Source organism: Roseomonas sp. E05 (genome assembly GCF_030063475.1).
Taxonomy (GTDB): domain Bacteria; phylum Pseudomonadota; class Alphaproteobacteria; order Acetobacterales; family Acetobacteraceae; genus Pseudoroseomonas.
Window position 1 is genome coordinate 15,041 of the sequence record NZ_JASIRT010000027.1, and the last position, 12,488, is coordinate 27,528.

The 12,488-nt window shown below is 72.0% G+C and carries 12 protein-coding genes; all 12 read left to right on the forward strand.

Annotation, left to right across the window (positions count from 1 at the left end; genetic code table 11):
• The first annotated feature begins 36 nt into the window (after positions 1–36).
• The 12 genes from QMO56_RS20445 (at position 37) to QMO56_RS20500 (ending at position 12,276) form a co-directional block, all read left to right on the forward strand.
• Positions 37–855 carry an ABC transporter ATP-binding protein gene (locus QMO56_RS20445; RefSeq protein WP_408906543.1) on the forward strand — a complete coding sequence of 273 codons (819 nt, stop codon included), beginning with the start codon at positions 37–39 and terminating at the stop codon, positions 853–855.
• Positions 845–1,720: an ABC transporter permease gene (locus QMO56_RS20450; protein WP_283528837.1), complete on the forward strand. Its 876-nt coding sequence runs from the start codon at positions 845–847 to the stop codon at positions 1,718–1,720. The genes QMO56_RS20445 and QMO56_RS20450 overlap by 11 nt, the downstream gene beginning before the upstream one ends.
• Before the next feature lie 100 nt (positions 1,721–1,820).
• Complete coding sequence (locus QMO56_RS20455) at positions 1,821–2,594, forward strand: alpha/beta fold hydrolase (protein WP_283528839.1); 774 nt, start codon at positions 1,821–1,823, stop codon at positions 2,592–2,594.
• A gap of 96 nt (positions 2,595–2,690) precedes the next feature.
• Positions 2,691–4,037, forward strand: coding sequence for a 3-carboxy-cis,cis-muconate cycloisomerase (gene pcaB, locus QMO56_RS20460; protein WP_283528840.1), 1,347 nt, complete (start codon positions 2,691–2,693; stop codon positions 4,035–4,037).
• An 86-nt stretch (positions 4,038–4,123) separates the two neighbouring features.
• Positions 4,124–4,660 carry a hypothetical protein gene (locus QMO56_RS20465; RefSeq protein WP_283528842.1) on the forward strand — a complete coding sequence of 179 codons (537 nt, stop codon included), beginning with the start codon at positions 4,124–4,126 and terminating at the stop codon, positions 4,658–4,660.
• On the forward strand, positions 4,657–5,172 hold the full coding sequence (locus QMO56_RS20470; RefSeq protein WP_283528844.1) for a hypothetical protein: 516 nt from the start codon (positions 4,657–4,659) through the stop codon (positions 5,170–5,172). Before QMO56_RS20465 ends, QMO56_RS20470 begins: the two co-directional genes overlap by 4 nt.
• Positions 5,173–5,218: 46 nt before the next feature.
• Positions 5,219–7,738 (forward strand): ligase-associated DNA damage response DEXH box helicase, encoded by a 2,520-nt coding sequence (locus QMO56_RS20475; protein WP_283528845.1) that lies wholly within the window; start codon positions 5,219–5,221, stop codon positions 7,736–7,738.
• Positions 7,739–7,801: 63 nt separating this feature from the next.
• A complete protein-coding gene (pdeM, locus tag QMO56_RS20480) occupies positions 7,802–8,530 on the forward strand; it encodes a ligase-associated DNA damage response endonuclease PdeM (protein WP_283528847.1) in 729 nt (242 codons plus the stop codon).
• Positions 8,527–9,954 (forward strand): deoxyribodipyrimidine photo-lyase, encoded by a 1,428-nt coding sequence (locus tag QMO56_RS20485; protein WP_283528849.1) that lies wholly within the window; start codon positions 8,527–8,529, stop codon positions 9,952–9,954. The genes pdeM and QMO56_RS20485 overlap by 4 nt, the downstream gene beginning before the upstream one ends.
• Positions 9,951–10,688: a metallophosphoesterase gene (locus QMO56_RS20490; protein WP_283528850.1), complete on the forward strand. Its 738-nt coding sequence runs from the start codon at positions 9,951–9,953 to the stop codon at positions 10,686–10,688. Before QMO56_RS20485 ends, QMO56_RS20490 begins: the two co-directional genes overlap by 4 nt.
• Positions 10,689–10,790: 102 nt before the next feature.
• Positions 10,791–11,210: a DUF2382 domain-containing protein gene (locus tag QMO56_RS20495; protein ID WP_283528852.1), complete on the forward strand. Its 420-nt coding sequence runs from the start codon at positions 10,791–10,793 to the stop codon at positions 11,208–11,210.
• Positions 11,211–11,235: 25 nt separating this feature from the next.
• Positions 11,236–12,276 carry a YsnF/AvaK domain-containing protein gene (locus QMO56_RS20500; protein ID WP_283528854.1) on the forward strand — a complete coding sequence of 347 codons (1,041 nt, stop codon included), beginning with the start codon at positions 11,236–11,238 and terminating at the stop codon, positions 12,274–12,276.
• Positions 12,277–12,488 lie beyond the last annotated feature (212 nt).

The window sequence follows — 12,488 nt, forward strand, 5'->3', positions numbered from 1 at the left end:
GCCGACGGGCGCGGCAGGCGTGAGGGGGTTCAGGACATGGCGGCGATGGAGCGGCCTTTCGTCGAGATCGACGGCGTCTCGATGCGCTATGGTGGCGCCGAGGGCACGCTGGCCTTGCGGGACACCACCCTCGCGGTGCGGCGGGGCGAGTTCGTCGCCGTGGTCGGCCCCTCCGGCTGCGGCAAGTCCACGCTGATGAAGCTGGTCAGCGGCCTGTGGCCGAGCAGCGCCGGCAGCGTGGTGGTCGCCGGGCAGGAGGTGGATCGGCCGCTCTCCGTGGTCGGCATGGCCTTCCAGAACCCGACGCTGCTGCCCTGGCGCACCATCCTCGGCAATGTGATGCTGCCGCTGGAGGTGGTCGAGCCGCACCGCCGCCGCCTGCGCGCCGAACGCGCCGCCTATGAGGCGAAGGCGCGCGCGCTGCTCGCCATGGTCGGGCTGGCGGGCTTCGAGAAGCAATTCCCCCACCAGCTCTCCGGCGGAATGCAGCAGCGCGCCAGCCTCTGCCGCGCGCTGATCCACGACCCGCAGCTCCTGATGCTGGACGAACCCTTCGGCGCGCTCGACATCTTCACCCGCGAGGACCTCTGGGCGCAGCTGCAGGAGGTCTGCCTGACGCTGAAGCCGACCGTCATCCTGGTGACGCACGACCTGAAGGAGGCCGTCTTCCTGGCCGACCGCGTGCTGGTGATGTCCTCCCGCCCCGGCCGCATCCTGGCCGAGCGCCAAATCCCCTTCCCGCGCCCACGCAGCCTCGACGACACCTACCGGCAGGACTTCCAGAACCTCGTGCATGAGCTGCGCGACCACATCAACGCCGCCCGCAAAGGCGAGGAGCTCGCCAATGCCGCGTGATGCCGCTTCCCCTCCGGGGCCGCGCCGGGGCGACGCCAATGCCCGCCGCGTGGAGGCCATGGCCGCCGCCGCGCGCCGCCGCCGCCGGCTGCAGAAGCTGCTGCCCTGGCTGCTCATCGCCGCCACCTTCCTGTTCTGGGAGGTGCTGGTGCGCGGGCTGCGGATCGACGCCTTCATCCTGCCCGCTCCCTCAGCCATCGCCGCCAGCATGGTGCAATGGTGGCAGCCGCTGCTGGTGAATGCCTGGCAGACGCTGATGACGACGCTGGTCGGCTTCGGCCTCGCCATCGTCTTCGGGCTGGCTCTGGGCGTGGCGATCGGCAGCTCCAGCCTGCTCTACCACGGGCTCTACCCGCTGCTGATCGGCTTCAATTCGGTGCCGAAGGTGGCGGTGGTGCCGATCCTGGTGATCTGGTTCGGCATCGGCACCGTGCCGGCCATCATCACCGCCTTCCTGATCAGCTTCTTCCCGATCGTGGTGAACGTCGCCACCGGCATCGCCACGGTGGAGCCGGAGCTGCGCGACGTGCTGCGCGCCCTCGGCGCCCGCCCGACCGACATCATCCGCAAGGTCGGCCTGCCGCGCGCGATGCCTTATTTCTTCGCCTCGCTGAAGATCGCCATCACCGTTGCCTTCGTTGGCTCCATCCTGGCCGAGACGGTCGGCTCCAATGCCGGGATCGGCCAGCTCATGCTGGTGGCGAGCAGCCGCTTCGACGTGCCGCTGGTCTTCGCCGGGCTGATGGTGACGGCGGTGATGGGGGTTGCGATGTACGCCGTGGCCGCCGCCATCGAGGTGCGCACCACGGGCTGGGCGATGCGCGGCCAGGCGGAGCAGCAGGTCTCCGGCGTGACGGGCGGCTGAACCCGGCCGGCCCAGTCCGCTCCGCTTCGGAACGGAAGGCTTGACCGCGGCCTTTCCTGAGGCGACGGTCGCCCCCTTCAGCCCAGCAGGACCGCCAGGCATGTTCCTCCGGATCGCGGATCATCTCGCGCATTGCGTCACCGAAGGACCAGCGGACGCGCCGTCGCTCCTCCTTCTGCACTCCATCGGCACCACCCACAATGTCTGGGACCCCCAGGTTCCGGCGCTGGCCCGCCGCTTCCGGGTCATCCGGCCGGACCTGCGCGGCCATGGCCTGAGCGGCGTCACTCCCGGCGAGTACTCGATGCAGGGGCTGGCGCGGGATGCCCAGGCGCTGCTCGACACGCTGGGTGTCGCGCAGGCGCATGTCGCCGGCTTGTCGATCGGCGGGCGGATCGCCCAACAGCTCGCCGCCGATGCGCCGGAGCGCGTGACCTCCCTGATGCTCATCGACACCGCCCTCGAATTCCCCGACCCCGCCACCTGGCAGGCGCGCATCGAGGCGGTGCGGGCCGAGGGCACCCAGGTGCTGGCCGATGCGGTGATGCCGCGCTGGGTGCGGTACCCGGAAGCGCCGGCTGGCGAGGGGCTGCGCTGGATGCTGCTGCGCACCGACCGGTTCGGCTATGCCGCCGCCGCCGCCGCGTTGCGGGACGCGCGGGCAGAGGAGGTATGCGGCCGCATTCAGGCCCCCACCACCGTGATCGTGGGCGAGCTTGACCCGGTGGTGCCGCCCGCCGTGACGGCGGCGCTGCGTGCGGCGATTCCCGGCGCCCGCCTCGCCACCATTCCCGGCACGCACCACATCCCGAACTACGAGGCCCCCGAGGCGCTGACCGCGGCGATGCTGGCGCATCTCGGGAACTGGACGTGACGGCGCCCTGAAGCCAGGCACATCGGCAGGCAACCCAAGGGCTTGCGCCGGGGTTGCAGGGGGAGCGAGGCTGGGTTCCAGGGAGGGCTGACCCCGATGCTTTCCGTCAATCCGGCCGATGGGGCGGTGCTCTCCGTCCTCTACGGCACCGACGCGATGCGCATGGTGGTGGGCGAGCGTGCCTTCCTCGGGCAGATGCTGGCGGTGGAGGCCGCGCTGGCCCGCGCCGAGGCACGGCTCGGCATCGTCCCCGAGGAGGCCGCCGCCGCCATCACGGAGGCGGCCGCGTTCGAGAAGCTGGACCTCCCCGCTCTCGCCCGCGCCACCCGCACCGCCGGCTATCCGGTGGCCGGGCTGGTGCGGCAGCTCGCCGCGCTGGCGGGCACCGAGGCGGGCCGCTGGGTGCACTGGGGCGCCGCCACGCAGGACATCATCGACACCGCCGTCGTGCTGCAGCTGCGCGAGGCCTTTGTGCTCCTCGCCACCGATCTCGACCGGCTGAATGTCGCCCTGGCCGAGCGGGCGCGGCAGCACAGGGAGACGGTGATGCCCGGCCGCACCCATCTGCAGCAGGCGCTGCCGGTCACCTTCGGCTACAAATGCGCCGTCTGGCTCTCGCCGCTGATCACCATGCGGCAGCGGCTGGACCAGCTTCTGCCGCGCGTCCTCAAGCTGCAGTTCGGCGGCGCGGCGGGCACCCTCGCCTCGCTGGGCGGACGTGGCATCGCGGTCGCCGAGGCGTTGGCGCGCGAGCTGGATCTCGCTGCCCCGGACGTGCCCTGGCATGCGGCGCGCGATTCGATGGCGGAGGCGGCCTGCTTCCTCGGCCTGCTGTCCGGCGCCCTGGCGAAGTTCGCCAGCGACGTCATGCTGCTGATGCAGACCGAGGTGGCGGAAGTGGCCGAGCCTTACAGCCCTGGCCATGGCAGCTCCTCCAGCATGCCGCAGAAGCGGAACCCGATCGCCTGCGAGTATGTCGTCGCCCAGGCACATGGCGTGCAGGCGCTGGTGCCGCAGATGCTGGGCGCCATGGGCGTGGACCAGGAACGCGGCGCTGGTCCCTGGCAGACCGAGCCGCTTGCTCTGCCGCAGGCCTTCACTCTGGCGCATGGCGCCCTGGTCCAGGCGGTCACCATCGCCGAGGGCATGACGGTGGACGCGAACCGCATGCGGCGCAACCTGGAGGCCAGCGGCGGCCTGATCATGGCCGAGGCGGTGATGATGGGCCTGACGCCGATGCTCGGCCGCGGCGGTGCGCATGAGGCCGTCTCCCGTGCCTGCGACATCGCCCTGGCCGAACGCCTCACCCTGGCGGAGGCGCTGAGCCGCGACAGCTGCGTGACCGGGGTCCTCGACGCCGAGTCCCTCGCCCGGCTGACCGACCCGAGCAGCTATCTGGGCAGCGCCGCCGCCTTCACCGACCAAGTTCTGGCGCGCCTGTAGCGGCGCCCCGGATGCTTTCAGGGTTTGCCCCTCAGCGCCCCTGTGCCAGACAGGGCAGGTTTGATGAAAGGGAGGATCGCCTTGGCATGAAGCCTGTCCTGCTGCTGGGCGCCTTGCTGGCGCTGCCTGGCTGCAACGCCTTCCTCAGCGAAGGCACGGCCGACGTTGCGGGCCTCGCCGGCGCCGCCCTCTCCACCGCGGTGACCGACAACGGCGCGGTGGCCGCCGGCATCGGCCTTGGCGTCCAGTCCGTGGCGCGGGCCGGGTTGCAGTACACCCAGCGCCGCCTGCAGCGTGCCGAGCAGGACAGCATCGCCGCCGCCGCCGGCCCGCTGACTGTCGGCCAGGTGGCGGGCTGGTCCATCGCCCATACCGTACCGATCGCTGACGACCACCAGGGACAGGTTACCGTCAGCCGGGACATCGGCGGGCTTGGCCTGGCCTGCCGCGAGATCGTGTTCTCCGTCGAGACGCTGGAGCGCCCGAAGCCCGGACAGCCGGCGCCGACGCCGGCCGAAGTGCCGGAGCGCGGCTTCTACACTGCCGTGATCTGCCGCAATGGCACGCAGTGGAAATGGGCCAGCGCCGAGCCGGCCACCGAGCGCTGGGGCGCCCTGCAGTGAGCCGCCGCTGCGCGCTGGCGCTGCTGGCCCTGCTGGTGACGGGCTGCGAGAAGAACAGCGAGGTCGCCACCGGGGCCGGCAGCGTGGCAGGCGGCGTCGGCGGCGTCGCCATCGGCGGCCTCACCAGCAATCCGGCGGTCGGCTATGCCATCGGCCTCGCCCTGCGCTCCGCGGTGAGCGCGACGCTGGGAAGCTGGTTCCGCAGCCTGCGGCATGACGAGCAGGAGGCCATCGCCACCGCCGCCGGGGAGATGCAGCCGGGCGAGAGCCGCCTCTGGAAGATCGAGCACGGCCTGCCCTTCGGCTGGCAGAACGCCAAGGGCCGGATGGAGGTCACGCGGGTGATCGAGAACCCGCTCGCCGACTGCCGCGAGGTGATGTTCTCGCTCGCCGGCGGCAAGCCAGCCGACCCGCCGGAGGGCATCTTCATCGCCACCACCTGCCGGCAGGCGGAGGGCTGGAAGTGGGCCACCGCCGAGCCGGCGGTCGAGCGCTGGGGCGCCCTGCAGTAGCCCGAGGCTTGGCAGGCGGCGGCGGGGGCGCCATATCCGCCCCTCCATGGGAACATTGCCGGAACCCTTTGCCCGCTGGTTCGCCGCACGCGGCTGGCGGCCCCGCCCGCACCAGCTCGCCATGCTGGAGGCGGCGGAAGCGGGCCGCTCCGCCCTGCTCATCGCCCCCACCGGCGGCGGCAAGACGCTGGCCGGATTCCTGCCGAGCCTGATCGACCTGCACCGCGATCCGCGCCTCGGCCTGCACACGCTTTATGTGTCGCCACTCAAAGCGCTGGCGGTGGACATCGCCCGCAACCTGCTGGCGCCGATCGAGGAGATGGGCCTCGGCGCCACGGTGGAGACGCGCACCGGCGACACCCCCGCCAACCGCCGTGCCCGCCAGCGCGTGCAGCCGCCGCAGATCCTGCTGACCACGCCGGAGAGCCTGACCCTGCTGCTTTCCCTGCCCGATGCGGGGGAGATGTTCGGCAGCCTCGCCCGCGTGGTGGTGGACGAGGTGCATGCCCTGGCCGGCACCAAGCGTGGTGACCAGCTCGCGCTGTGCATGGCGCGGCTGTCGAAGCTGGCGCCGGGGATGCGCCGCGTTGGCCTTTCCGCCACCGTCGCCCATCCTGAGGCCATCGCTGCCTGGGTGGCGGAGGACGCACGGGCGGAGTCGGTGCGGCTGGTGCGGGCGGAGGGCGGCGCGGCCCCGGCGCTGGACATCGTGTTGCCGGCGGGGCGGCTGCCCTGGGGCGGCCATATGGGCCTCGCCTCCATGCCGGAGGTCTATGCGGCGCTGAAGACGGCGGGTGTCACCATTGTCTTCGTCAATACCCGCGCCCAGGCCGAGTTGTGCTTCCAGGCCCTCTGGCGGCTCAACGACGACAACCTGCCGATTGCCCTCCACCATGGCTCACTGACCGTCGAACAGCGGCGCAAGGTCGAGGCGGCGATGGCGGCGGGGAAGCTGCGCGCCGTGGTGGCCACCGCCTCGCTCGATCTCGGCATCGACTGGGGCGCGGTGGACCAGGTGATCCAGGTCGGCGCGCCGAAGGGCGTGGCGCGCCTCCTCCAGCGGGTCGGCCGCGCCAACCACCGGATGGACGAGCCTTCCCGCGCGCTGCTGGTGCCGGCCAACCGCTTCGAGGTGGTGGAATGCCGCGCCGCCATCGAGGCCGTGGTGGAGGGCCAGGTCGATGGCGAGCCGCCCCGCCCCGGCGGGCTGGACGTGCTGGCGCAGCACATCCTGGCCATGGCCTGCCATGCCCCCTTTCACCCGGACGACCTCTATGCCGAGGTGACGCGCGCCGCGCCCTTTGCCGCCCTCACCCGCCGCGACTTCGACGACACGCTGCGCTTCGTCGAGGATGGCGGCTATGCCCTCACCGCCTATGAGCGCTTCCGCAAGCTGTTCCGCGACAGCGAGGGGATGATCCATGTCCGCACCGCCCAGGTGGCGCGGCAGTTGCGGATGAACCTCGGCACCATCGTCGAGACGCCGCTGCTGAAGGTGCGCCTGCGGGGCGGTCCCATGCTGGGCGAGGTGGAGGAGTGGTTCGTCTCCACCCTGCAGCCGGGCGACAACTTCATGTTCGCCGGCCAGCTCCTGCGCTACGAGCGGCTGGACCCGACGGCCGTCATCGTCTCGCCAGGCGGCGAGGGCGAGCCGCGCGTGCCGGCCTATGGCGGCTCGAAGCTGCCGCTGACCACCGATCTGGCGCGGCGGGTGCGCGCCATCCTCTCGGAGCCGCGCCGCTGGCGCGAGCTGCCGCCGCCCGTGCAGGAATGGTTGCGCCTGCAACGGCACGCCTCGGAACTGCCGCCGCGCGAGGGGCTGCTGGTCGAGACCTTCCCGCATCGCGGCCGCTGGTTCCTGGTGGCCTACTGCTTCGAGGGGCGGCTGGCGCATCAGACGCTTGGCATGCTGCTGACCCGGCGGATGGAACGGATGGGTCACGGACCGCTCGGCTTCCTCGCCACGGACTATGTGCTGGCCGCCTGGTCCGCCTTCCCGCCGGAGGATGTCGACCATCTCTTCGCCGAGGACCTGCTGGGCGAGGAGCTGGAGGAGTGGATGGCCGAAAGCTCCATGCTGCGGCGCTCCTTCCGCAACATCGCCACCATCGCCGGGCTGCTGGAGAAGCACCATCCCGGCCAGGAGAAGTCCGGACGGCAGATGACCATGTCGGCGGACCTGATCTACGACGTGCTGCGCAAGCACGATCCGCAGCACATCCTGCTGCGCGCCACCCGCGCCGAGGCGGCGGCAGGGCTGACCGATATCGGCCGCATCGGCAGCCTGCTGGCCCGCATCAAGGGCCGCATCCGGCACCGTGCGCTGGACCGCGCCTCCCCGCTCGCCGTGCCGGCGCTGATCGAGGAAGGGCGCGAATGGGTCGCCGGCAGTGCCGAGGACGCCCTCTTGGCCGAAGCCGAGGCGCTGGTGGAAGAGGCCACCGGCGGGGCCGAGCACTTTACCGGCACGCTCGGGCTGGGCGCCCTGCCGTCCACGCCCCCGCGCCCAGCGGAACCCGGCCGCCGCCGGGCACCGCACCGCCGCGCACGGCTCGGTGCGGGCTGAGGCAGCCGGGATGTGACTTTCCCCTTCCCGGCCGGCTTCCCGTCCGGTAACGCAGTCGAAGCAATGATTTCCGCGCCCCTGCACCTGGCCGGCGAACGCCTGGCCCTCGATCCGGCGGGCGTGCTGTTCTGGCCCGCCCGGAAGCTGCTCGCCGTCTCCGACCTGCATTTGGAGAAGGGCAGTCACTTCGCCGCCCGCGGCCGCTTCGTCCCGCCCTATGACACGCGCGAGACGCTGGCGCGCCTCACTCCCCTGCTGCGCCGCTACGCGCCCCGCCACCTCGTCTTCCTCGGCGACAGCTTCCACGACGCCGCCGGCGCAGCGCGGCTGCCCCCCACCGAGCGCGCCACCCTGCGGCAGCTTCTGGAGGGGCGCGAGGTGACCTGGGTGCTCGGCAACCACGACCCGCTGCCGCCCGAGGCGCTGCCCGGCGAGGCCGTGGAGGAGCTGCGCCTCGGCCCGCTGGTGTTCCGCCACCAGGGCATCCCCGGCAATGGCGCGGGCTTCGAGCTGAGCGGCCATTTCCACCCCAAGGCCAGCATGGCCACCCGCTGCGGCGCGGTGACGCGGCCCTGCTTCATGACCGACGCGCGCCGCATCCTGCTGCCGGCCTTCGGCGCCTATACCGGTGGATTGGCGATCACCGAGGCGCCGGTGGCCGCCCTGTTCCCGCGCGGCGGGCGGGCCTTCCTGCTCGGCAAGGAACGGCTCTTCAGCCTGGCGGTTGGGCCGATGAAGCATCTGGCCGCGGCCCTGAGCAGGACCCCGGTGGAACCCACATCTCCGGCATGACCGAAGCCCCGACCCTGCTCTGGCTGCGCCAGGACCTGCGCCTCGCCGACAATCCCGCCCTGCACGCGGCGGCCGAGGGACCGGTGCTGCCGGTCTTCGTGCTCGACGAGGCCGCCGCCGGCCGCTGGGCCACGGGCGGCGCGGGGCGCTGGTGGCTGCATCACAGCCTGGCGGCGCTGGGCGCGGCACTGGCCGAGCGGGGCGCGCCCCTGCTGCTGCTGCATGGCGATGCCGGCCGGCTCATCCCCGAACTGGCGGCGCGGACCGGCGCGGCCGCGGTCCATGCGGGCCGGCTGCACACTCCCTGGGCCCGCCAGCGCGATGCGCGGGTGGCCGAGGCGCTGCGGCGCGAAGGTCGGGCGCTGCACCTGCATGACGGCGCACTGCTGATGGAGCCGGAGCGGCTGCGCAACGGCCAGGGGCGGCCCTATGCGATCTACAGCCCCTTCGCCCGTGCGGTGATGGCGTTGGGCGACCCGCCGCCCGCGGTCCCGGCGCCGCCTCGGCTGCAGGGGGTCCGGCCCCCGCCGGGTGGCCTCGCTCTCGCTGACCTGGCGCTGCTGCCGCGCCCCGACTGGGCCGCCGAGTTCGCCGCCTACTGGACGCCCGGCGAGGCCCCCGCCCAGGCGCGGCTGCACGCCTTCCTGCAGGACACGGCGGGGGATTACGACACCGGGCGCGACATTCCGGGCGAGGATGGCACCGCACGCCTCTCGCCGCATCTGCACTGGGGTGAGCTGTCCCCCCGGCAGGTCTGGCACGCCGTGATGCAGCATGGCGGGCAACAGGGCGGGCGCGGCACCTTTCTGCGCGAGATCCTGTGGCGCGAGTTCAGCCATCACCTGCTCTGGCACCGCCCGGAACTGCCGGAGCAGCCGCTGCGCCGGGAATATGCCGGCTTCCCCTACCAGCCCGACCGGGCGCTGCTGCGCGCCTGGCAGCAGGGCCGCACCGGCTACCCGATCGTGGATGCCGGGATGCGCCAGCTCTGGCGCCACGGCTGGATGCACAACCGGGTGCGGATGGTGGCCGCCAGCCTGCTGGTGAAGCACCTTCTGCAGCCCTGGTGGGAGGGCGCGGCCTGGTTCTGGGACACGTTGGTGGACGCCGACCTCGCCAACAACAGCGCCAACTGGCAATGGGTGGCGGGCTGCGGCACCGATGCCACGCCCTATTTCCGGATTTTCAACCCGGTGCTGCAAGGCAGGAAGTTCGATTCCACCGGCGCCTATGTGCGCGCCTTCGTGCCGGAGCTGGCGGGCCTGCCGGATCGCTGGCTGCACGAGCCCTGGTCGGCACCCCCGGAGGTGCTGCGCGGCGCCGGCGTCGTGCTCGGCCGGACCTATCCCGCGCCGGTGATGGACCCGCAGGCCGGCCGCGCCCGCGCCCTCGCCGCCCTGCAGGGCATGAAAGCCGCCGAATGAGCTACGCCCCCGCCGAGCTGCTGCACCGGATCCGCCAAGACTTCGCCGGGCTGCGGGTGGTCGGCGACGTGCATGGTGACGCCGCGAGCTTCGCCGCCGCCATCGCGGGCGCAGAGGAGAAGAGGCTGTTCGTGCTGCAGCTCGGCGACCTCACCGACCGCGGCCCGGACAGCCCGGAGGCGCTGCGCCTCGCCTTCGCCATGCGCGAGGCCGGGCGCGGCCTGTTCCTGCTCGGCAACCATGACCACAAGCTGCGCCGCGCCCTGGCCGGCACCGTGGTGCGGCCGGACCCGGAGGGGCTGGGCGTCACGCTGGCGCAGCTCGACGCCGCGCCCGACGGGCCGGCGCTGAAGGCCCGCGCGCTGGAGGAGATCGGCCACGCGCCGGCCTGGCTGCGGCTTGGCCCCTGGCTCTTCGTGCATGGCGGCTTCCATCCGCGCATGCTGCGCGAGCCCTCCCCGCCCGATGCCGGGCTGCGCAAGCCGGAAGGCCTGGTGCCGCGCGCATTGTTCGGCCAGGTGACCAGCCGCACCCGGCTCGATGGCTATCCGGAGCGGCTGCACAGCTGGGTGCACCGCATTCCCTCCGGCATCACCGTCTATTGCGGGCACGAGATGCGCAGCCTGAACGGGCGGCCCTTCGTCGCCGTCTCCGCCGCCGGCGGCCGCGCCGTGTTCCTCGACACCGGTGCCGGCAAGGGCGGTCACCTCTCCTGGATCGACCTGCCCTGGTGATCGCGCGCCCGTGACGGGCAGGGCGCAGGCAGGTACAGCCAGGAAAATCCGGAACCTTCGCTTTCAGGTGCTGTTTCTTCCCCAGACCCCGGGAGAGGATCAATGCCGGCTGAAACAGAGCCCACTGTTGTGCCGGTCGTCGAAGAAGTCCTCCGGGCCAGCAAAACCAAGCGCGAAACTGGCCGTGTCCGCGTCTCGATCCGCACCGAAACAGTCGAGGACATGGTGGAGGCGCGGCTGCGCAGCCGTGCCGCCTCGGTTGAGCGCGTCGCGGTCGGCCGGGAAGTGACAGAGGTTCCGCAGATCCGGGAGGAGGACGGTGTTCTCATCGTCCCCGTCGTCGAGGAAGTCCTCGTGGTCGAGCGGCGGCTGGTCCTCAAGGAGGAAATTCGCCTGCGCCAGACGGAATCCGAGGAAACGGTGCAGCAGCCGGTCGCACGCCGGGTGCAGCACGCGACCATCGAGCGTCTGCCCGCCGCGCAGGAGGAACCCACCTCCCCGCCATCGACCAACGCGCCGTAAAGCGCAGTAAAATTCAGGAGGTTTCATGACTTGTACCATCACCGGCCTTTTCGACACGCGCCAGGCCGCGGAGGAGACGGTTCGTCATCTGGTCGAGCGCGACGGGATTGACCGCAGTTCCGTCCGGCAGCACGGGCGCGATGAGGTCTCCTCCAACACCGCCGCGGCCGGCGAGGACCAGGGTATCTGGGCCTCGCTGAAGAGCCTGTTCATGCCGGATGAGGACCGCTACTCGTATTCCGAGGGCATCCGGCGCGGCGGTGTCGTCGTCTCCGTCGAGGTCGAGGACAGCCAGGTCGAGCACACCATGGACCTGTTCGAGCAGAACGGCGCCGTTGACCTGAACTCGCGCGAGGCGGAATGGCGCCAGAGCGGCTGGGCCGGTTATACCGGCACCACGCAGGAGACGCCCCGGAGTACCGGTACTGACACGCCGGGCTATGACACGACGGCGGGCATTCCCTCTTCCGCCGGTATCGCAGGTGGCATGGGCCTGGCCGCGAGCGGTGCACCGGGGCTCGGAACACCGGAAAGCCAGCCCGGCTCGATGGAGACCCGCAGCGGCATGACCGGCACGGGGACCGATCGTCCAACCGCCAGCCCTGCGGCGATGACAGGCAGCGACCTGGCCGGCAGTGGCACGGCGGCCACCCCCATGGCGGAAGGCCGAGGCGGCGAGGAGGTCATCCCGGTCGTCGAGGAGCAGTTGCGCGTGGGCAAGCGCGACGCGGAACGCGGCCGCGTGCGCGTGCGCTCCTATGTGCAGGAGCGGCCGGTGACGGAGAGCGTCACGTTGCGGCAGGAGCATGTGAACGTCGAGCGCCGCAACGTCGACCGCCCGATGACCGATGCGGATGATGCCTTCCGTGAACGCACCATCGAGGCGACGGAGCATGGCGAGGAGGCGGTCGTCTCGAAGGAGGCACGCGTCGTCGAGGAAGTGACGATCAACAAGGACAGCACGCAACACGAGGAGACGGTGCGCGACACGGTGCGGCGTCAGGACGTCGAGGTGGAGGACAGCCGCTCAGGCACCACTCCCCCGATGCCGCGCAACCCGGCCTGAGGCCGGGCCGGGACTTCTATCACCTCACCTTCTGACTTGGCTGAAGACGGGGCCGGTTCGCCGGCCCCGTTCGCCTGTGCAGCGCCCGGAACGCTCCCCTCCCGCCCCGCCGGGCGGGAGGGGAGCGGATCAGTGCACCTGTCCGGCGGGGCAGCCCGCGCCGCCGGAACCGCGCCGGCCACGGGTGGTGGTTGGCCGAGGGCCTGGGGGAG

Coding starts and splice junctions, on each gene's coding strand:
- QMO56_RS20445 (WP_408906543.1), top strand. CDS start 37: ATGGCGGCGATGGAGCGGCCTTTCGTCGAGATCGACGGCGTCTCGATG.
- QMO56_RS20450 (WP_283528837.1), top strand. CDS start 845: ATGCCGCGTGATGCCGCTTCCCCTCCGGGGCCGCGCCGGGGCGACGCC.
- QMO56_RS20455 (WP_283528839.1), top strand. CDS start 1,821: ATGTTCCTCCGGATCGCGGATCATCTCGCGCATTGCGTCACCGAAGGA.
- pcaB (WP_283528840.1), top strand. CDS start 2,691: ATGCTTTCCGTCAATCCGGCCGATGGGGCGGTGCTCTCCGTCCTCTAC.
- QMO56_RS20465 (WP_283528842.1), top strand. CDS start 4,124: ATGAAGCCTGTCCTGCTGCTGGGCGCCTTGCTGGCGCTGCCTGGCTGC.
- QMO56_RS20475 (WP_283528845.1), top strand. CDS start 5,219: ATGGGAACATTGCCGGAACCCTTTGCCCGCTGGTTCGCCGCACGCGGC.
- pdeM (WP_283528847.1), top strand. CDS start 7,802: ATGATTTCCGCGCCCCTGCACCTGGCCGGCGAACGCCTGGCCCTCGAT.
- QMO56_RS20485 (WP_283528849.1), top strand. CDS start 8,527: ATGACCGAAGCCCCGACCCTGCTCTGGCTGCGCCAGGACCTGCGCCTC.
- QMO56_RS20490 (WP_283528850.1), top strand. CDS start 9,951: ATGAGCTACGCCCCCGCCGAGCTGCTGCACCGGATCCGCCAAGACTTC.
- QMO56_RS20495 (WP_283528852.1), top strand. CDS start 10,791: ATGCCGGCTGAAACAGAGCCCACTGTTGTGCCGGTCGTCGAAGAAGTC.
- QMO56_RS20500 (WP_283528854.1), top strand. CDS start 11,236: ATGACTTGTACCATCACCGGCCTTTTCGACACGCGCCAGGCCGCGGAG.